The organism is Verrucomicrobium sp. BvORR106 (assembly GCF_000739655.1).
GTDB lineage: Bacteria > Verrucomicrobiota > Verrucomicrobiia > Verrucomicrobiales > Verrucomicrobiaceae > Verrucomicrobium.
Genome location: NZ_BATR01000171.1, coordinates 33258 through 51631, shown reverse-complemented (window position 1 = coordinate 51631; position 18374 = coordinate 33258). Strand labels below are relative to the sequence as shown.

Here is an 18374-nt window from a genome sequence, read left to right as displayed (position 1 = left end):
TTGAACACAATCCTCTTCTCATGAAGAGGCGCCCCAAAGGAATTCTGGCCAGCATGATCCAGCTGTTTTCTCGCCGGGGTCGTCCCCGGCATTTGGAGCCCGATACGCGGAGTTTTCGGGCTCCCCGGCGGGAGGTCCAGTTAGAGTTTGAGTGGCGGAAATGACACTTCTTCGCTCCTCGCGGAGGGTCTAAGAAAATTGCGTATTTTGGAGGCCGCGGAGCTGTTCATTTTGTGTTCAATTCCAAGCTTTTCCTGCAAATTTCCCGGCTTGCCGGGGCAGGTGGCATAATTGGCGCAATTGAGGGCGTGAAAATTTGCCTTTCGTCGCGAATTACTCTCGACAATGCGAAGCCGCTTTGCTTGCATGACGAGTTCGTACCCCAAATTTCTTTATTTCCATATGACGTTCAAAGCGAAGACCCCATTCTCGCGAGATCTAGCTACGCTCGCGATGGTCATTTCCGCCGTTGCCGGAGGCGCTGCGTACGGGCAGAGCGGCGTCGCACCATCCCAGACGGGGCTCTTCTTTGACGACCTGCGCAACCGGGCGTTCAGTTTCCGCAACGGTGCGGTTGATGAAAGTGCTCCGACAGCAAGCTCCGGCGTGTACGACTACAGCCGCGGGGAGTATTCGGGGGAGGCCGTTTTGGAAGAAGAGCGGGCTCTCGGTGAACGTGCGGGTACGGATGACATTTCTCGCGCATTGGGCACTCCCAGCGTGCGTTCCGGTTACTTGGGGTATTCCCGCCGCAACGTGGGTGACTACAGTGGTGCCGCCGGTCCTTATCCCTCCAGCAGCACCTACTTTGCTCCGGCTTACATCACCGACCCCTTCCTGGCGGGCAAGCGCAACATCAAGCTCGGTCCGGTGAACATCGGCCTCGGCTTTGGGGGCAATATTGAGTACAACGACAACGTTACCCGCGCCTCCAAGGACGAAATCAGCGACATGATCGCTGGTGCGTACCTGAACGTGGACGCCAACTATCCTATCACGGAGTCCAATCGTCTCTCTCTGGCCCTCGGCATCGGGATTGACCATTATTTTGACCACCCTGAGCTCTCCGCCAATGGCAATGAGTTCAACCTGAACGTGCTCCCCGGATCTTCCTTGGCGTTCGACATCCAGGTGGGAGACATCCTGTTCGTTCTGTATGACCGCGTTTCCGTGCGTCCCGCCACGAACGACCAGTTCACGTTGGATGACAATGACATCTTCGGCGTGTTCCAGAATGATGTCGGTCTGGCTATGAACTGGGCCATCAACTCGAAGTTGAGCCTCTCCATCAACTTTAACCACTCCGACTCTCTTGCTCTGGAAGACGAAGATGAGCGGTATGACCGCACCATCGACTCCATCTCAGGGTCCCTTGCTTGGTCGCCCTCGGGTACCTATACGGTCGGTCTGGAAGGCAGCTTCTCCTGGATCAACTACAAAGACACCTTCCAGAACGATGGCACCACGGCCACCGCTGGCGTTTTCTTCGTGATGCCGATCACCCGCAGCACTATGCTGAAGGCCGCAGGCGGTGTTCAGGTGTTTGAGTTCGACGATCCGCCGAGCTTCACCCGCTCGGTCAGCGATGCGGACATCTTGTCCACCCAGGCGCAACTTGCCGCCTTGGATGCCAATGCTGCCGCCACGCTTCCCTCGATCAGCGACCCCGCTCAAGCCAAGGCCCAGTCCGCGGCTTACACCGAGCAGCGTCAGCAGTTGTCTGATCTCCTCGCTGCCCAGCAGATTCAGAAGCAGGCGGATGATGACTTTGAAAACGGTCACACCTTCGACGGCAACGACCTGAGCGACTACTACTACAACGTCACGCTCTTCAACCAACTCAACTCCCGGATTGCCCATCAGCTCTCCTTCGGGCATGAGTCCTCCCTCAACACGACGTCCAACTTCATCACCGCGGACTACATCACCTACGGGATGGGCATCATCGCTTGGCGCGGCAGCCGTATCAGCCTTGCGACCTTCTACGAGCAAGCTGAAGACTCTGGCGGCCGTCTCGCAGAGAACACCGACCAGTGGGGTATCGATGCGTTCCTCAGCCACCGCCTGACCAACACCGTCACCTTGGGCTTTGGCTACCACTACGGCAATACCGATTCGAATCTGGAAGGCCGCGACTACGAGCAACACGCCTTCACTCTGGACTTCAATTACGCAGTGAATCGCAAACTTAATTTGGGCCTGGGCTATCGCTTCTGGACCACTGATGCTGAGGACCCTACCCAAAGCTTCGACCAGAATCGGGTGATCATGACGGTGAACTACAATTTCTAATTCTCGAACGCGATCTATCAGTAGTTGTCTCACTGCTGTTCACCACACCCAGTATGATGAAAAAAGCACTCGTGGCCGTTGTTGCCGCCTTGTTCGCCTCCGAGTACCTCCCTGCTCAAGATCCGTCCTTCCGCCCTGCTGAACAGCCTGCCGGCAGTCGTCGCCAAACTGCTGCCGCTGCGGCTCCTACTGAATCGGCTCCGGCTCCGGCACGGGATGACTCTGCCGTGGCAGCGTCGCGCATCATGTCCATGCAGTCGTTGGACGATGTCCGCCCCCTTATGATCGGGGACCGCATCAGTCTGAAGATCGTGGAAGATCCTGAAAAGGTGCTCAGTCTCGACGTGCAAGATTCGGGCGATATCCAAGCTCCCTATATCGGCTTGGTGAAGGCATCGGGCCGCACGTGCAAGCAGGTCGCGGTTTCCATGAAGTCCAAGCTGGAGGAGCAGTACTTCCAGCGTGCGACCGTGATCATCGCCCTGGAGAAGGCTGTCCGCAGCAAGTTCGGTCCAAACATGGTGCCGGATGACATGGGCTACGTCACGATCTATGGGCAGGTCGGCCGCCAGGGCAAATATGAGCTGGCCCCCGAGGAAGAGTTGACCGTCAGTCAGGCCATCCTTCGTGCAGGCGGCTTCACGCAGTTCGCCAAGACGAAGAAGGTGAAGGTGATCCGCAAGCGCCCAGGCCAGAACAGCATCACGTATGAGATCAATCTGCATGATGTGATGACCAAGGGGCGCCTGGAAAAGGACATCCTGATTCGCCCCAACGATGTCATCATCGTTGACGAAAAACTCATCAACTTTTGAGTTCGGATTTTGGACTGTCTTTCTACAAAAGAAGTCACCATAGCTCCCTTCCAGATCTGGAACGGGAGCTTTTTCGTAAACGCCATCGGCACAAATTCGGGAGCCGTAGGTACATAGTAAAAAATACTTCCTAATCGCCTTCCGGGCGGGTAAACTCCCCACTGCCATCCATCAGTCAGATCCAAAGTATGGAATCCTACGACAACCTCCAGAACCCTGCTAGTTCGCTCAACCGGTTTCACGAGACCTCGGCGAAGTTTCAGCGGTACAAGATCCTGCTCCGCCGCCGTTGGTGGTTCTTGCTCCTTACTGCTGCCATTGCGCTTTGTGTGCAAACGCTGCGAATCACGGGCAAGCCAGTCGAGTTCCGGACCATCGGCCGCATTCACGCAGGCACCATGGTCAATGCGAATGCATCCCAGAATTCCAGCACGCTGGTCAATTTCAACTTGGCGGAGTTCTACGGCACGCAGATTGAAATCCTGAACGGCCCTGAACTGCGCAAGCGTGCCCTGTTGGTCGTGCGCACGACGCACGCGGAACTGGCAGAGATCGACGTGGATATTCGCGTTGTTCAAACAAAGGGCTCCTCGATCCTCAACGTCATTGCCACTGGTAAAGAGCGTGAGTATGTGAAGGTCTTTGCGACGGCGCTGCTGGACCAGTACATCGCTTTCCGCAAGGAGATGATCGAAGACTCCAGCACGACGGTGATGAACCGGATCGTGGAGCAGGTGCTCCAGAGTGAAAAGAAGGTGAAGGAAGCTCAGAGCGACCTGGAGACCTTTCTGAAAGACAACGACGTCGTCATCTTTGAAGGGGATCGGAACCAGTCCGCCCTTTACCTTGCCCAGCTGAAGCAGAGCCTCAACGTGTATGAGACGGAGCTCAAGCTGATGGAGAAGATGGGCTTGGACAACTACCTGAAGAACAAGGATCGTCAGGGTACTGCTCCTGGCGGCGCGCCTGCCGCAGCAACTTCCGCTCCAGCATCTGGGGACGGTGGTGTGGCCAAGCTGGAGATCCCCACGGGTACGGAGCTCTTCACGGGGCTCTCGCGGTCTGAACAGGAGTATCTGAAGGCCCTGGCGGACTACAACCTGCTCCTCAAGGAGCGTGATCAGTTGCTCAAGACCTTCCGCCCTGAGCACCCAGTGGTGAAAGAGGTTGATACCAAACTGCAGACTCAAAGCTCCCTGATCGGAATCCATAAGGATGCCAGCGTGGAAGAGTGGCAGCGCCGCATCGACGGCATCAAGACCAAGATCGACAACCTTAATGACCAGGTGAAGATCTGGGAGAACAAGGCTCGTGAAGCGAATGCCAAGATCGTGACTCACCAGTCGCTGAAGACCCGCCTTGAGCTGGTCAAGGAGGACAAGGAAAAGTGGGATCAGGCGCTGGCTCGTGTGAATTCCAACACCTCCCTGACGACGGACCTTGTCGCCATCATGGAGCGCCCGGCGGATGCCCAAAAGGTGCAGCTTGAACTGGTGATCCCCCTGTTGGTGGCGTTGGCCATTGGCTTGGCCGCGGGTTCCATCATCCTGCTGCTCTTCGACCGTCTTGACGACCGCATGAACTCCTTCAGTGAGTTCCAGGCCCTCTTCCCGAGCGAGCCCATTGTTGGTCAGGTGCCCGAGCAGCGCAGCCGTGGTGATGTGACGCTCATCCGTCCGAACGATGACCGCCACCTCTACGCGGAAGCCTTCCGCAACCTGCGTTCCTCGATTCTCTTTAAGAACTGGAAGGATGGTCGCCCGCCGAAGCTGATCCTCGTGACCAGTGCTGTGCCCAACGAAGGCAAGACGACCACGGTGTCCAACCTGGCCATCACCATGGCTCTGGGTGGCTCCCGGGTGCTGCTGGTGGACGGTGACCTTCGCCGCGGCGGCGTGAATGAGCTCTTCAAGCTGCCGGTGGCTCCAGGCTTCAGCAACGTGCTGACAGCCGGCGTGCACTGGCGTGATGCGGTGCTCGAGAGCGGCACGAAGGGGCTGCACGTCCTTCCACGTGGGGAAGTGTTCGACCAGACCTCCGAGCTGTTCCTCTCCCGCCTGACGGAAGAGGTGCTCAAGGAAATGGGTGACGAGTACGACTACGTGATCTTTGACAGCGCTCCGGTGCTGGTGGCGGATGACACGGCCAGCTTTGCGCCGAAGCTCGACACCGTGCTCTTCGTGGTGCGCCTCTCCTCCACCATGGCCCGTCTCAGTGCAAAGGCTATGGATCTGCTCTATGACCGTCAGGTCAATGTGGGTGGCGTCATCCTGAACCGTTCGGCTTCGAACCTCAAGGAGTACACTTACTACAACTACGCCAGCTACTACTCTGTGGGTGGCTCCAAGGGGCAGACCAAGAGCAACGCCTAAGCTTCCTGCTACATTCTGGAATCTCTTGCCAGACCGGCCACCCATCTCGGGTGGCCGGTTTTTTTGATCCTTTAACTGCAGGGGGCATTAAGAAGCGACGGGAAACTTTCTCACCCAGATCACAAGCGCGGACACCCTCAAGGTGCGGCGGTTTGTGCTTGCACAACCGCCGAGGGGAAATCGGAGCGCTTGACTGTCCACTATCCTCCATCTTGTGAGGCCTAGCCGCCATCTTGCTTGAAAGCATGCTTCCTCCGGCAACCACCGGCGGTTGTGCAAGCACAAACCGCCGCTCCTTGGCTCTTGTGGTATTTCGACATTGAATCGGCATCGGGCACATCAGACTCTCATCCTGACGAGCATGGGCAGGGGACTACCTGAGCCTGATAGCGATCTTTTGGTATCGACATTGCTGTTCAATAGAACTGTGCTAGCTGTCCGGTCGCTTTCCTATGAACCGCATCGACCGACTTACTGGCATGATCCTGCTCTTGCAGACGCATCGGGTGATCACCGCTGAGCGGGTGGCGGATCACTTTGAGATCAGCGTGCGGACGGTCTATCGCGATCTGGCAGCGCTGGGAGAGGCGGGGGTGCCGATCGTCGCCGAAGCCGGCGTGGGATACAGCCTCATGCGGGGTTATCACATGCCTCCTGTCATGTTTACGGAGGAGGAGGCTGCGGCGCTGTTTGTGAGTGGCGAGGTGACCGAGCAAGTGGCGGATGAATCCCTCCGTTCGGCTCTGCGCTCAGCACTGCTGAAGGTAAAGTCTGTCCTGCCCAAAGAACGGCATGATTTCCTGAATCGCCTCCAACCTGCTGTGGGAGTGTGGCTGAGCCCGCAGGATGAAAAGGCGGAGCGACCCGACTGCCTCATGCCTCTGCAGCAGGCGGTGGTGCGCAAACGGTGTGCCGTGTTGCACTACAATGCCGGGGCCCGTGGAGAAGTGACTGCCCGGCAGGTGGAGCCGCTGGGGCTCATGTACTATGCCCGGCACTGGCACCTCATTGCCTACTGCCGCATGCGCCAGGACTTCCGCGATTTCCGGTTGGACCGGATTTCCCGTTGGGAAGTCACGCCGGACACCTTTGACGGTCATGATGGCTTTTCGGTGAAGGAGTTCTTTGCGGAGGCGATCACGCGTCACGAGCTCACTCCGGTGCGAGCTCGCTTCTCTTTGTCTGGGATGGAGCGGGTCAAGCGAGAGATGCGATGTGCCAGCATGGTGCCCAGCCGGGTGAGGGAAGGCTGGATGGAGGTGGAGATTTTGGTGCCATGCCTGACCTGGCTTTCAACGTGGCTGCTGGGCTTTGGCACAGAAGCTGAGGTGGTGGAGCCGCCGGATCTTCGCGTGCGCCTGCATCGCATGGCCCTCGATCTGGCGACTCAATATGCTCCATAAGCTCACTGGACCTGAAATTGTAAAAGGCTCCTGACATAGGGTTGTCATGAGGGTGTGGTTTGATGGGATCGTTCTCCGGCAGATCCGGACAACAACTCAAAAAACCTTCAATCCACCTACCCAAAACACATCATGAAAGACAATGTCCTGAACTGGTTCGAACTCGCTGTTGATGATCTCCCTCGCGCCAAGGCGTTTTATGAGGCCATCCTCAATGAGAAGCTTGAGGAAGTGGCAGGCGCCTCCCTTCCTATGGCCATCTTCCCCTACGATCCCATGAAAGGGGTGGGCGGCTCGCTCACGAAGATGAAGGAGATGAAGCCCGGCGCGGGCGGCACCATCATCTATCTCAACGTGGAGGGCGACCTGGACGGAGTGCTTTCCCGCATCCCTGCGGCCGGCGGTACCGTGCTGAAGGGCCGTACGGACATCCCGCCTCACGGCTTCATCGGCATTTTCCAGGATTCCGAGGGGAACGTGGTCGGCCTGCACAGCATGGCCTGAGCCGTCGGGATGCACAGGGAGGTTAGTGGAAACAATTCCAACGAACATCCCTCCTGAAAAAGAGAAAAGGCAGCGCGGATTCCGCGCTGCCTTTTCTTTGAATCTGTAGGAAGCGGAAGCCGCCCCCAGCCTTAGTTGGCGCGGCCGAGGTAGGAGCCGTCTTCTGTCTTGACGCTGATCTTGTCACCGGAGTTGATGAACAGCGGCACCTGCACGGAGAGACCGGTTTCCATGACTGCGGCCTTGTACACGTTGTTGGCGGAGTCGCCCTTCACGCCTTCAGGAGCCTCGGCCACGTTCATGATGAGCGAAGGCGGAAGTTCAATGCCGGCGACCACGTCGTCTGTGAAGATGATCAGATATTTCTGACCTTCCATGAGGTACTCCTTCACGTCCTTCACGAGGTCTTCACCCAAGGTCACGTCTTCGAAAGTTTCCGGGTGGAGGAAGTGGTAACCGTCGCCGTCCTTGTAGCTGTACTCGTGCGCATCCTTGTTGAGCACCACGGAGTCCAGGGACTCGTTGGAGGTCATGCGCAGGTTGTGAACTTTGCCGGTAGTGATGCTACGGATCGACATCTGCACGTACGACGCCATGCGCGGCGGCGTCTTGAGTTCGGTGCCGGTGACGAGGCACACGTCGTTGTTGTAACGAACAGCGTGTCCTTTGCGGAGGTTGATGACGGGTGTCGAAGCCATGGGAGCGGGCTACTTAGAGATGATTTGTCAAATTGCAAGGACGGAGAACGCCCGCGGTGGGCGCTGCCAGCGTCGTCACGGTGGGAGCAGGGCCCGAAATGTCTAGCGGAGGAACTCAGCCTACGACGTCTGCCTTCATGGCCCGTTTCACTCTCTCCATCGCCATTGCCAGCTCTACTTCCCTCATTTGCAGCTGTTTACGCAGGAGGGTTGCGCGTTCGCCGATGGCGGACTCCAGTTGCTGGCGCAGACCGGCGATCTCCTGCATGGCAGTCACCTCTGGGGGCACGACGGAAGCGCTCTTCAAAAATCCAAATCCCGCCCGCAGAGACGACGGGGCGGAAAAATAGCCGTCCATATCCAGCGGTTGGCCACTCCCGGCGAGGTTGTCGAATTCTCCCGCGTCGATGGCCTCCTTGATGCGGACTTCGGCGAGGTGGGCGAAGGGCGAGGACATGCTCTTCAGATGCTCTATAAAGGGAGCCTTTGCAAGGGCTGAGGCGGCGTTGACGTACCAGCCATCCTTCACGACATCAGAGATGTTTTGATCATCAAACACCATGAAGCTCTCCTCACCTTCGACCCTGGCCGCTCTTTGCGCCCTGCCTCTCCTGACCACGGCCCTGCAGGCGGCAGGCCCCGCCGGCCCTGCCTTCTACGGCGATCCGCCGGATGCCCATCATCCTTGGGCCATCCATGATCGAAATCGCCCCCAACCACCCCGAGTCGAGCCTGGCACTTTCAGCTCACAGGACCAGCCTGGGAAGCCACCGTCTGATGCGCGCATTCTCTTTGGTGGGACTGAGGCGGAAATTTCCAAGTGGCAGGCGGACAAGAAGCCTGCCGAACCCACCAAGTGGGAGGTCAAAGATGGAGCGCTCCAGTGTGTTCCGGGATCCGGTTACATCCGGTCGGTAGAGGAGTTTGGTGACTGCCAGCTTCACATCGAGTGGTCCGCTCCCAAGGAAGTGAAAGGTGACAGTCAGGGACGCGGCAACAGCGGCGTTTTCCTGATGGGCGCCGTTGAAGTTCAGGTGCTCGACAACTACAACAACCCGACTTACGCCGATGGCTTCGCTGGTTCTGTATACGGGGTCAATCCACCGATGGCCAATCCGCTCTTCGCCCCTGGTGAATGGCAGACCTATGACATCATCTTCCGCCGCCCGATCGTGAAGGATGGAAAAGAGCTCGATCCAGGTTCGCTGACGGTCTTCATCAATGGCGTGCTGGTGCAGGATCACACCCCGCTGGAAGGCGGCGGTGGCCACAAGGGGCGCTCCAAGCCGCGTCCTTTCCCGGAGAAAGGGCCGTTGAAGCTTCAGGATCATGGCAACCCGGTTCGGTATCGCAACATCTGGTACCGGCCGCTGCCGGCCCGTTCCCTTGAAGGTGGGACAGATGGCAAGCTGACTGAGGAGGCCGCGACGGCCAAGCGCAAAGAGATCGCCAAAGGCATTCGCGAAGACGCCGCCAAAGCGGATGGTCAGGCCAAGACGCTGTTGCTCATGGAATCCCTCGCGTACGAAGTTGAAGCGGGTGCGGCGACGCAAGTGAAAGCTGGCGCAGACGAATACGTGGCTTCTCTGAAAGCGCTGCCTGCTGACAAGCTGGAAGGAAAGAAAGGGGAGGTGCTCAGCTTCCAGACCGCGCTGCAATATCTCACGAAGGCTAATGCCCTCCCCGCTGATTTCGCTGCCAAAGCGGAAGTCGATGCCCTGGTGAAGTCCAAGGAGTGGGACAAGAAGAAATAAGGTGCTGGTGGCAATCGCTGCACACGGCGATTGCACTATTCTTTCGATTTAAGCAAAATGGCGATGCATGAAATTGCATCGCCATTTTTTTGTGTCCGGCTGATAGCCATGATGATGACCGGGCTGAATGCGGAAGCCGTCAAAGATCGCGAAGGGGCGGTGCGAAAGGATCGCGCTACTTGGGAGAACGATGATCGCTGGATCTACAACGATCTCGACCGAGGGTTCGTGGAGGCAAAACGTACGGGCAAGCCTTTGCTGGTTGTTCTGCGGTGCATTCCCTGCCTCGCCTGTGCAGGGCTGGATGCGCGGGTGTTGATGGAGGAGCAGGAGTTGCAGCCTCTCCTGGAGAAATTTATTTGCGTGCGGTTGATTAACGTGAACGCGCTGGATCTCAGTGTGTTTCAGTTCGACTACGATCTCTCCTTTTCAACGCTGATCTTCAACGGTGATGGCACGCTCTACGGCCGGTTCGGGTCGTGGACTCACCAGAAGAATGCTACGGATGAATCCATCTCGGGCTACTTGCGGACGCTGGAGGGGGCGCTGAAGCTTCATGCCGGATATCCGGGGAATAAAGCCAGTCTGGCGGGGAAACAAGGGGGCCCGATGCCGTTCAAGTCTCCGCTGGAGATACCGCTCCTTGCAGGGCGGTACGAGCGTGATCTCAACTGGCAGGGGAAGGTGGTGCAAAGTTGTGTGCACTGCCATCAGATTGGCGATGCATTTCGCGCTTGGCATCGCGATCAAAAGAAGCCTCTGCCGGTGGAGTGGATTTATCCGATGCCCGCTTCAGAAACCGTAGGCTTCACGCTGGCGGCCGATCAGGCGGCCAAAGTGCAGCAGGTGGAGGAGGGCAGTGCCGCTGCTGAGTCTGGGTTGCTGCCCGGTGATGAGCTTGTGAACCTTTCGGGTCAGCCGGTCATCTCGATTGCGGATGTAAGCTGGGTGCTGCACCGGGCGGCGGAGAACGATGAATTGCCGGTGACGGTCCGCCGTGGAGGCATGGACCAAGCGTTGAAGCTAAAGTTGCTTCCGGGTTGGCGTGATCAAACCAACATCTCCGGACGCGTGGCTGCATGGCCCATGAGGGGGATGGCCTTGGGCGGCATGGTGCTGGAAGCGGTGCCTCCTTCAGATCGCACGTCACAGGGGCTGCCAGCAGAGGGCATGGCCCTGCGGGTCAAAGGATTGGGCGCGTACGGCAAACATGCTGCGGCAAAAAACGCCGGATTTCAGAAGGAGGACATCCTGATAGAAGTCGACGGGAAGGACCAGATCCTGACAGAGAGCGCGTTGCTGGGCCACCTGTTGCGGCATCGATTTTCCGGCGAAACCGTCGTGGTGAAGTTATTGCGTTCAGGGCAGAAGCTCGAACTACAGTTGCCGATGCAGTAGTGTAGTTGGAGGGAGGGAGGTGACGTCGGCCAAAGCGGCGCTGTAGAAGGAAACGCCAAGAGTGATGTGACCGCAGTCGCAAAGGTGGCCATTTTTTGACTTGATAGACTACCATGAAAAACCTCGTCCTAATGCTGCTCATGCCATTTGTCTGCCTGCTGACATGCAGTGCCCAAGAAAACGGCATGTCAGATCAGCAAGTTTTGGCTGCTGCTGACAAGGTGTTCCTTTCTCAAGGATGGAATCCCAAGATTTTCAAGGCGGTGCCCATCAGAATGCGGATGGTCACAGTTGAGAAACTGTTGGCCGATTCACAATATCAAGATGTGAAGCAAGACATTTTAAAGAATTTTGGCAATGGGCCCTTTACGCCTGTAGCATACATACGCCAGCCTGAATTCTATGAGACCAATGGTGGAACGCGCCAGTGCTCCATTAAGTTTTTGGTCTTCACCACGGGCAGGGTGGCCGTTATTGACTCTCGGGCTGCCGAATGTCCAGAAGACAAACTTCCCAAGAAGAATGGGTGACTGTGTGACTTGGGCATTTTCGGTTTTGCCCATCCGGCGGGAGTGTGGCAAGTCGTCCTGGTGAATAAAGAGACTTTGGTTCAAGAGATCATAGCGGTCCTCGCCACGCAAATGGATGCCTACACGCGGGCGGCGAGGGATGCGTATGCCGCGGCGACGGATCCGGGCAGCCGGGCGGAGAACAAGTATGACACCCGCAGTCTGGAGTCGTCCTACTTGGCACGGGGTCAGGCAATCCGGGTGGCAGAAACGGAAGAATCTCTGGTGACATACCGCTCCATGCGCTGTCGTCCCTTCGGGGAGGAAGAGCCCGCCGCATTGGGCGCGCTGGTTCAGCTCTCGGGCCCGGAGGGGAACTCTTTTTATTTCCTAGGGCCCAGTGCGGGCGGCACCGAAGTGATGCACGAGGGCAGCGAGGTATTGGTCATCACGCCGTCTTCGCCGCTCGGACAGCTTCTGGTGGGCAAAAAGAAAGGGCAGGAGATCCTGATGCCAGGTGCCCGGGCGCCGCAGAAGAGCAAAGTCGTTGCGGTTGTTTGAGGGGGCAATTAGCGGCTTTGGCGCTCGTATTCAACAATGTCGAACTTCCAGGCGTGCGCTTCGTCGATGTCATGTTCCTGGCGGCTTACCGGCACCCAGAGTGCGGCGTCGATGGCCGGGAAATAGACCGGGCGGAGGCCCGGAGTGAACGCGTGGTGGACGTGGGTGATCACCAGCTGTGTGGCATACGGCAGGCTCGCGGCAAAGGTCTGCCCGCCGCCGATGCACACCAACTCCTCCTGACCCGCGGTGCCTGCCAGGGCGAGGGCCTGGGGCACGGATGCCACGCACCTCGCTGGATGGGGATCCACCCCGCAGGCAGAGGTCAGCACCAAGGGATGCTGGTCCGGTTTGAACCAGCCGGTCATTTCCTCGAAGGTGCGTCTTCCCATGAGGAGCCACTTGCCAGCGCAGTACGTGCGGAAGTGGGTGACGTCGTCGGGCAGCTTCCAGGGGATGCCCTCGGCCGTGGCCAGAAGCAGATTCTCGTCGACGGCAGCGATCAGCGTGAGCCCGGGTTCCACGCCTGTCATGCGAGCGAAAACACTGCGGGATGCCCTTCATCCAAGACATGGACGAACTTGTCCCGACCCAGCTGTTTGGCGGAGGCCAGTAGTCGGATGGACGGTTCGGCAATGGGCTCTCCTCCCAGAGGGAACGTGCCGTAGTGCATGGGGATGAGGTGCTGGGCCCCCATCATGTCCATGGCTTCCATGGCTTCCTCGGGATTCATGTGCACGGGGCGGCCGCTCGGGGCTTGATAAGCGCCGATGGGCATGAGTGCGACATCGATCTCGGCCCGTTTGCCGATTTCCTTGAACCCGTCGAACATCGAGCTGTCCCCGCAGTGGAAGATGGTCTGGCCGCTGCCTTCGATGAGGTAGCCGCCGAATTTCCGGTAGGTGTCGTGAATGTAGCGGGCTCCCCAGTGTTTGGTGGGGGTGAAGGTCACCTTGAGATCACCGAAGTCGTGGGTGCCCCAGTAGCCCAGCTCGATGACCTTGCTGAAGGAGCAGTTTTTCACGACGCTGCCCACTCCCTCCGGAACCACCACTGGCTGTCCGGCGGCGATGGACCGCAGGCTGGGGATGTGGAGGTGGTCGAAGTGGGCGTGGGTGATCAGGACCAGATCAATGTAGGGTAGAGCCGGGGCCAGCAGGGTGGGGTGGCGCACCCGCTTCACCGGGCCGTGCCAGAGCGCCCAGTTGGGGTCCACGAGGATGTTCTTGCCCCCCATCTGCAGGAGGAATCCCGCATGCCCCAGCCAGGTTACCCCAGTCTCATTCTTTTCCAGATGCGTTACCAGTGAAGAGTTGGCACTCGGCTGCCGGGGAGAAAGGAGGGTGGGAATGAGCACATCACTGAGGAACTGTAGATTGCGCTGCTGCCAGCCCTTGCTGGGGAGCAATCCCACGGTGTTTCCGTTCCCATTGCCATTCCCGTTGGTGCTGGTCCCCCGGTCACTCTCGCCCTTGCCAAACCGAAACCGCGGAAGCCAACGCTCGCGGGAAGACGGGTTGACGGTTCTGAATCGGAGGTCGTGGAGCATTGGCAGGGGATTGGACGCCAAATGGCGTCCCTCGTTTGAAAAGTTTAGATTTCTGAGGAAAGATGACAAGACAACACTGAACTCCAAGGATGCATTTTCTGTGCCGTGAAGGAAGAAACGATCCAGCTGACCAAGGGCGAACTCCGCCGTCGAATGAAGGATACGCTCCGTGCCACCCGCGAGGTGGACCGGCAGCAGTGGTCCACTGCAGTGTATCAACACCTTACCAACCATGAATCGTGGGCGGATTCCGGTGGGGTGGTGGCGATTTTTGGAGGAATGAAGTACGAACCGGAACTCCTGCGGCTCCTGCCTTGGCTGACGGAGAGAGGGTTCGCGGTGGCACTCTTTGGCATCCAAGGGGAGACCATGCGCCCCTACCGAGTGCACGGGGTGGAAGATCTGATGGTCGGCTCCTTGGGAGTGCTGGAGCCTCGGCAGACTTCAGAAAGTGCTGTGGGTGTGGGAGATCTGGCGACGGTGCTGGTTCCCGGTCTGGCCTTTGGGGCGGACGTTGGCGGCCGTCTCGGTCGGGGGAAGGGGCACTACGATCGGATTCTGGGCCACCCGGACTTCCATGGCAGTCCTGTGGGAGTGGCCTTTCAGCTGCAGCTTCTGGACTCGGTGCCCTGTGAACCGCATGACATCCTACTGCCTCGGATCGTCACCGAGGCGGGGTGGCACCTCCCCGCAGGACGGAAAGGAGGCTGACCGACGCCTCAGGGAGGCGTCATCTCAAACTCCGGCACTCGCACATAGACTGGCTGTCCATGGTCGGTCTGCCCAAAGAAAGTGCCAGAGGCCGTGCTAGGCTCCCGCACCACGTGGAAGCTGTTGTAACTGAACGACTGGCCTGGGTCCAAGTGAGGCTTGTGCCCCACCACGCCTTCGCCTTCTACCACCAGCACTCCGCCGTGCAGGTCGGTGACGATCCATTTGCGCCCGACTATCGTGAGGGATTCGTCGGAGCCGTTGTGGATGGAAAGGTGATACGCAAAAGGGTGGGGCCGGTCCACCGGGGCGGTGAGCTCTGGCTGATAAAGCACCTGGTCCACGGTTACCGTCAGACCGGGCAGTTCTACAAACGTCATCGACATTGTCGAAGATGTCACACACAAGGCAGGGAAGCAAAGGAACGAGTTCAAGTTGGCAACCGCTTTGGCCGAGACATGTTGGGTATTTCACACTATGGCGCGCGCTCTTCCCCTAGTTCTCACTATCGCTGGCTCCGACTGCTCGGGAGGTGCTGGCATTCAGGCTGATCTGAAGACTTTCATGGCTCTGGGGTGCTATGGCATGACCGCCATCACCAGCGTGGTGGCAGAGACCCCGGCGGTGGTGGATTCCATCCAGCTTTTGGAGCCAGACATCATCGGCGCGCAGATCAGAGTCCTCGCTGAGGGAATGCCCCCGGTCGCTGCCAAGACGGGGATGCTGGGAGGACGCAGGCAGATTGAAGCGGTAGTGGATGCCTGGCAGTCGATGGCACAGGCAGGGATCCCTCTGGTGGTGGATCCAGTGATGGTGGCTACGAGCGGGGGGCGACTGCTGGAGTGGGATGCGGAGGAGACCCTCATTGGCCAACTTCTGCCACTCGCCAGAGTCATCACACCCAACATGGATGAGGCGGCGGTTTTGCTGGGCGCGCCGATCACCTCGCGAGAGGAGATGCTCTCCGCAGCTCAGGTCCTGTCCAAGAAACACGGTGCTGCCGTGCTGATGAAGGGCGGGCATCTCGCCGGAGCTGACGCGCCGGATGTGCTGGTGGATGGCAGCTTGGTACGTTGGTACGAAGGGGAGCGCATCTCCGGGGTGCATACCCACGGCACGGGGTGCACCTACTCCGCTGCCATCACCGCCGGTCTGGGACGGGGGCTCTCCCTGGAGGAGGCCGTCGCCGAAGGGAAGGCCTTTGTCACCGCTGCAATCCGCGAGCATTTTCGCTGGCAGTCTGGTAGCGGTGAGATTGATGCGCTAAATCACGTCCAGTTCAGGGGAGGCACCGGACAGTAGCGGGTGCTGATCAATAGGGGCGCTCGTACCCGCCCTGGCCAGATCCGCCGTAGGTGTCATAGCGGCCTTGGTCATAGCCGCCGCGATCGTCATACACCTGGCGATCAGTCTGGCGGTAGGAACCGGACGGCCGTTGCCATTCGCCGTAGCCGCCTCCGCCGCTGGCGCGGGAGAGTTGGGATTCGAAGTCACGGAGGCACTTGTCGAAGGACTGGCGGATGAACTCCTGGCGGTGCAGGAGGATGCGAGGGCCGCCCACTCGTGCGTAGGAGCGAGCCACCTCGGAGCCTTCGCGCGAGAGGGTGAGATGCGTGTCCGCATTCACGGGACCGTCATCGACATCGAACTCCAGCTGGTACTCGGCCGACCGATCACGCGTGGGCCGATAACCCGCACGAATGAGCGTGTCCTCGATCTCCGGCATGAAGCGCACCTCATTCTGACTTAACTCGGAAGGAATGAGCACTCGAGGTGCCGGACGTGGACCGGGTCCGGCGTAGTCGGGTGTTTCACAGGAAGCAAGAGCAAGGGCGAGCGCAATGGCGCAGGAGAAGGGACGGAGCAGGCGATGCATGGGAAAGGAGGGGCGGGATGGAGTTGAGTAATGGAGGAGACGAGGCGGGGACAGACGGAATTTGCATCCTTCCCATTCGCCGGAAAATGTGAAATTTAAGAAATGTGAAAAATCGAGAGCGGAGCGGTTCCTGCCTATCGGTAGGGAATCGCTCAGAGCATCGTTGGCGGAGGGGGATGCTTGCACGGCTCGTCGAGCTCATCATGTGAAACTCGCTGCTGGCAGGCTGGGCTCAGTTGCGTATCATGGCCCATGCCGATGTCCCTGCGCCTGCCTTCCACCGCCCAGCTTCTGGTCTGTAGTGGTTTGTTTGTTGCTGCGAGTCCGTCGCTCACCGCCGGCCCACTGCTGGATCAACTGCCGCAGAATGGCGTGCAGTCGGCGTTCCAGATCCTTCGTCGGGATTACATCCGTCGCGATGATCTCACGTACGAGGAGCTCAATCGCGCTGCGTTGCAGGGCCTGCTGGAGCGGCTCGATTTTGGGGCCTCTTTGCAGCCGGTGGTCCAGCATGCGATCCCCACCGAGCCGAATGTGCACGCGGAATTCCTGGCACCGGATGTGGCCTACCTTCGGCCTGACACCTTCGCTCCTGGCGAAGGCGTGCTGTTTGAGAAGGCGCTCGCCGGGCTGGTGGAAAAGCAGGCCAAGCAGCTTATTCTTGATCTCCGGTCTGCCTCCACCGCCGGCGTGTTTGATGAGGCGGCATTGATGCTCCAGTGCTTCCTCCCGGAGGGGCAGCTCATGTTCAAGTTGAAACAGATGGGGCGTGATGAGGCGGAGTTTTTCATCTCCAAGCGGGCTCCCAGCTGGACCCAGGAGGTGATCGTGCTCATTGACGATGACTCTTCTCCTGCGGCAGAGGCCGTAGCCGCGTGCCTGAAAGGGAAGGGCCAGGCCATTCTTGTTGGCTCCAAAACCCGCGGTGCCACGGTGCGCTACACCGATGTCCGGCTGGATGATGCGACGATGCTGCGCTACGCCAGTGCCGAGCTGCTGCTGCCTGATGGGACTTCGACTTTTCGCAAGGGGCTGGAACCGCAATTTTTCCTGAAGGGATCCGCCGAGGACAAACGCAAAGTCTTTGCGGGCAGCCGGGGCAAATCCATGAAACCGTTTGTGATGGACCGTGTGCGTCCGCGGTTCAACGAGGCCGCGCTCGTCTCGGGGGGCAATCCAGAGGTGGATGCTTATGTGAAGAAGAGTCAGGGGCAGCCGTTGCCTGGAGATGAAGGTCAGCTTCGAGAGGTGGTGGTGCAGCGGGCTTTGGATCTGGTCCGTTCCCGCACCACGCTCGCAGGCTTCGCGCTCAAGTGGGAGATGGACACCACCCCTGCAACTCCGTCGGCAGACCAGGCTGGTGCCGACACCATCCCCAAGGCCGTGCCCGCAAAGCCTGCAGGACCGGCAGTCCCCGTTCCAGCCAGCCCCACCCCCGCCTCGTCTCCTTCCCAGACTCCCAGTCGATGAGTGATATCCGCCTCCTTGCTCCCGTGACCATTTCTGAGGTGCTGACGCATCGCACCTACCGCGCCACCCTGCCGAATGGCAAGGAGATCATCGCCTATGCGCAGGGGCTGGATGGCATTCCGCCGCTGAATTCAGGGGACAATTACCATGTGCTGCTCTCACTTTGCGACTTTGATGAGGGCAGGTTGATCCCGGAGGATATGTCAGGCGTGCAGGTGAGCCATCCGGTGATTCCGGCTTGGAGGAGGTAGTCAGTGCGTCGGTGCGTCGGTGCGTCGGTGCGTCGGTGCGTCGGTGCGTCGGTGCGTCGGTGCGTCGGTGTTGCGCGAGTTATCTCATGAACCCGGAGGGTTCGCCGTGCGTAGCCATGGGTCGGCCGAGCGGAGCGAGGACTACCCATGGAAGATGGAGTAGGGCATTCTACCGCGGAGCGGTAGTCCCATGGCGGCCAAAGTCTGAGTG

Annotated in this window: 19 protein-coding genes; 13 read left to right on the top strand and 6 right to left on the bottom strand. The window is 59.0% G+C overall.

What is annotated here, in order from left to right:
- Positions 1–453: 453 nt before the first annotated feature.
- From BV106_RS30940 to BV106_RS30920, 5 genes are all read left to right on the top strand, one after another.
- Complete coding sequence (locus tag BV106_RS30940; RefSeq protein ID WP_265596254.1) at positions 454–2292, top strand: outer membrane beta-barrel protein; 1839 nt, start codon at positions 454–456, stop codon at positions 2290–2292.
- 53 nt (positions 2293–2345) lie between these two features.
- Entirely contained in the window at positions 2346–3107 is a 762-nt protein-coding gene (locus BV106_RS30935) for a polysaccharide biosynthesis/export family protein (protein WP_038171367.1), read from the top strand.
- Positions 3108–3295: 188 nt separating this feature from the next.
- Complete coding sequence (locus BV106_RS30930) at positions 3296–5479, top strand: polysaccharide biosynthesis tyrosine autokinase (RefSeq protein WP_038171366.1); 2184 nt, start codon at positions 3296–3298, stop codon at positions 5477–5479.
- Between the two features lie 452 nt (positions 5480–5931).
- Entirely contained in the window at positions 5932–6882 is a 951-nt protein-coding gene (locus tag BV106_RS30925; protein ID WP_038171365.1) for a YafY family protein, read from the top strand.
- 132 nt (positions 6883–7014) lie between these two features.
- Complete coding sequence (locus tag BV106_RS30920) at positions 7015–7386, top strand: VOC family protein (protein WP_038171364.1); 372 nt, start codon at positions 7015–7017, stop codon at positions 7384–7386.
- A gap of 131 nt (positions 7387–7517) precedes the next feature.
- On the opposite strand, the gene BV106_RS30915 is transcribed toward BV106_RS30920, so the two are convergent.
- Positions 7518–8084, bottom strand: coding sequence for an elongation factor P (locus tag BV106_RS30915; protein ID WP_038171363.1), 567 nt, complete (start codon positions 8082–8084; stop codon positions 7518–7520).
- A gap of 115 nt (positions 8085–8199) precedes the next feature.
- Positions 8200–8541, bottom strand: coding sequence for a DUF1992 domain-containing protein (locus BV106_RS30910; RefSeq protein WP_038171384.1), 342 nt, complete (start codon positions 8539–8541; stop codon positions 8200–8202).
- Positions 8542–8644: 103 nt separating this feature from the next.
- Here BV106_RS30910 and BV106_RS30905 point away from each other — a divergent pair, with 103 nt between their 5' ends.
- The 4 genes from BV106_RS30905 to BV106_RS30890 all read left to right on the top strand — a co-directional run bounded on the left by BV106_RS30905 (position 8645) and on the right by BV106_RS30890 (position 12306).
- On the top strand, positions 8645–9838 hold the full coding sequence (locus BV106_RS30905; RefSeq protein ID WP_038171362.1) for a DUF1080 domain-containing protein: 1194 nt from the start codon (positions 8645–8647) through the stop codon (positions 9836–9838).
- A 108-nt stretch (positions 9839–9946) separates the two neighbouring features.
- Positions 9947–11236, top strand: a complete 1290-nt coding sequence (locus BV106_RS30900) for a Trx7/PDZ domain-containing (seleno)protein (RefSeq protein ID WP_038171361.1) — start codon at positions 9947–9949, stop codon at positions 11234–11236.
- Positions 11237–11349: 113 nt separating this feature from the next.
- A complete protein-coding gene (locus BV106_RS30895) occupies positions 11350–11766 on the top strand; it encodes a hypothetical protein (protein ID WP_265596253.1) in 417 nt (138 codons plus the stop codon).
- A 9-nt stretch (positions 11767–11775) separates the two neighbouring features.
- The gene (locus BV106_RS30890; protein WP_265596252.1) at positions 11776–12306 is read left to right on the top strand and encodes a hypothetical protein; all 531 of its coding nucleotides are present in this window, start codon (positions 11776–11778) and stop codon (positions 12304–12306) included.
- 8 nt (positions 12307–12314) lie between these two features.
- On the opposite strand, the gene BV106_RS30885 is transcribed toward BV106_RS30890, so the two are convergent.
- The gene (locus tag BV106_RS30885; RefSeq protein WP_038171359.1) at positions 12315–12839 is read right to left on the bottom strand and encodes a dihydrofolate reductase; all 525 of its coding nucleotides are present in this window, start codon (positions 12837–12839) and stop codon (positions 12315–12317) included.
- Positions 12836–13855, bottom strand: coding sequence for an MBL fold metallo-hydrolase (locus tag BV106_RS30880; RefSeq protein ID WP_038171358.1), 1020 nt, complete (start codon positions 13853–13855; stop codon positions 12836–12838). The genes BV106_RS30885 and BV106_RS30880 overlap by 4 nt, the downstream gene beginning before the upstream one ends.
- Positions 13856–13960: 105 nt before the next feature.
- Between BV106_RS30880 and BV106_RS36515 the strand changes: the two genes are divergently transcribed.
- Positions 13961–14566 carry a 5-formyltetrahydrofolate cyclo-ligase gene (locus BV106_RS36515; protein WP_051946594.1) on the top strand — a complete coding sequence of 202 codons (606 nt, stop codon included), beginning with the start codon at positions 13961–13963 and terminating at the stop codon, positions 14564–14566.
- An 8-nt stretch (positions 14567–14574) separates the two neighbouring features.
- Here the strand turns inward: BV106_RS36515 and BV106_RS30870 are convergent, their stop codons facing one another.
- The gene (locus BV106_RS30870; protein ID WP_265592814.1) at positions 14575–14952 is read right to left on the bottom strand and encodes an ApaG domain; all 378 of its coding nucleotides are present in this window, start codon (positions 14950–14952) and stop codon (positions 14575–14577) included.
- 91 nt (positions 14953–15043) lie between these two features.
- Between BV106_RS30870 and thiD the strand changes: the two genes are divergently transcribed.
- Positions 15044–15868: a bifunctional hydroxymethylpyrimidine kinase/phosphomethylpyrimidine kinase gene (gene thiD, locus BV106_RS30865; protein ID WP_038171357.1), complete on the top strand. Its 825-nt coding sequence runs from the start codon at positions 15044–15046 to the stop codon at positions 15866–15868.
- Between the two features lie 10 nt (positions 15869–15878).
- Here thiD and BV106_RS30860 read toward each other — a convergent pair whose 3' ends face one another.
- Entirely contained in the window at positions 15879–16442 is a 564-nt protein-coding gene (locus BV106_RS30860; protein WP_038171356.1) for a hypothetical protein, read from the bottom strand.
- A gap of 252 nt (positions 16443–16694) precedes the next feature.
- Between BV106_RS30860 and BV106_RS30855 the strand changes: the two genes are divergently transcribed.
- Positions 16695–17912: a S41 family peptidase gene (locus BV106_RS30855; protein WP_081892474.1), complete on the top strand. Its 1218-nt coding sequence runs from the start codon at positions 16695–16697 to the stop codon at positions 17910–17912.
- The gene (locus BV106_RS39030; RefSeq protein ID WP_038171354.1) at positions 17909–18163 is read left to right on the top strand and encodes a hypothetical protein; all 255 of its coding nucleotides are present in this window, start codon (positions 17909–17911) and stop codon (positions 18161–18163) included. Before BV106_RS30855 ends, BV106_RS39030 begins: the two co-directional genes overlap by 4 nt.
- The last annotated feature ends 211 nt before the right edge of the window (positions 18164–18374 follow it).

What these genes read in the sequence shown, in the direction of transcription:
- BV106_RS30940 (WP_265596254.1), top strand. Translation starts at nt 454, where the DNA reads ATGGTCATTTCCGCCGTTGCCGGAGGCGCTGCGTACGGGCAGAGCGGC.
- BV106_RS30935 (WP_038171367.1), top strand. Translation starts at nt 2,346, where the DNA reads ATGATGAAAAAAGCACTCGTGGCCGTTGTTGCCGCCTTGTTCGCCTCC.
- BV106_RS30930 (WP_038171366.1), top strand. Translation starts at nt 3,296, where the DNA reads ATGGAATCCTACGACAACCTCCAGAACCCTGCTAGTTCGCTCAACCGG.
- BV106_RS30925 (WP_038171365.1), top strand. Translation starts at nt 5,932, where the DNA reads ATGAACCGCATCGACCGACTTACTGGCATGATCCTGCTCTTGCAGACG.
- BV106_RS30920 (WP_038171364.1), top strand. Translation starts at nt 7,015, where the DNA reads ATGAAAGACAATGTCCTGAACTGGTTCGAACTCGCTGTTGATGATCTC.
- BV106_RS30915 (WP_038171363.1), bottom strand. Translation starts at nt 8,084, where the DNA reads ATGGCTTCGACACCCGTCATCAACCTCCGCAAAGGACACGCTGTTCGT.
- BV106_RS30910 (WP_038171384.1), bottom strand. Translation starts at nt 8,541, where the DNA reads ATGTCCTCGCCCTTCGCCCACCTCGCCGAAGTCCGCATCAAGGAGGCC.
- BV106_RS30905 (WP_038171362.1), top strand. Translation starts at nt 8,645, where the DNA reads ATGAAGCTCTCCTCACCTTCGACCCTGGCCGCTCTTTGCGCCCTGCCT.
- BV106_RS30900 (WP_038171361.1), top strand. Translation starts at nt 9,947, where the DNA reads ATGATGATGACCGGGCTGAATGCGGAAGCCGTCAAAGATCGCGAAGGG.
- BV106_RS30895 (WP_265596253.1), top strand. Translation starts at nt 11,350, where the DNA reads ATGAAAAACCTCGTCCTAATGCTGCTCATGCCATTTGTCTGCCTGCTG.
- BV106_RS30885 (WP_038171359.1), bottom strand. Translation starts at nt 12,839, where the DNA reads ATGACAGGCGTGGAACCCGGGCTCACGCTGATCGCTGCCGTCGACGAG.
- BV106_RS30880 (WP_038171358.1), bottom strand. Translation starts at nt 13,855, where the DNA reads ATGCTCCACGACCTCCGATTCAGAACCGTCAACCCGTCTTCCCGCGAG.
- BV106_RS30870 (WP_265592814.1), bottom strand. Translation starts at nt 14,952, where the DNA reads ATGTCGATGACGTTTGTAGAACTGCCCGGTCTGACGGTAACCGTGGAC.
- thiD (WP_038171357.1), top strand. Translation starts at nt 15,044, where the DNA reads ATGGCGCGCGCTCTTCCCCTAGTTCTCACTATCGCTGGCTCCGACTGC.
- BV106_RS30860 (WP_038171356.1), bottom strand. Translation starts at nt 16,442, where the DNA reads ATGCATCGCCTGCTCCGTCCCTTCTCCTGCGCCATTGCGCTCGCCCTT.
- BV106_RS30855 (WP_081892474.1), top strand. Translation starts at nt 16,695, where the DNA reads ATGCCGATGTCCCTGCGCCTGCCTTCCACCGCCCAGCTTCTGGTCTGT.
- BV106_RS39030 (WP_038171354.1), top strand. Translation starts at nt 17,909, where the DNA reads ATGAGTGATATCCGCCTCCTTGCTCCCGTGACCATTTCTGAGGTGCTG.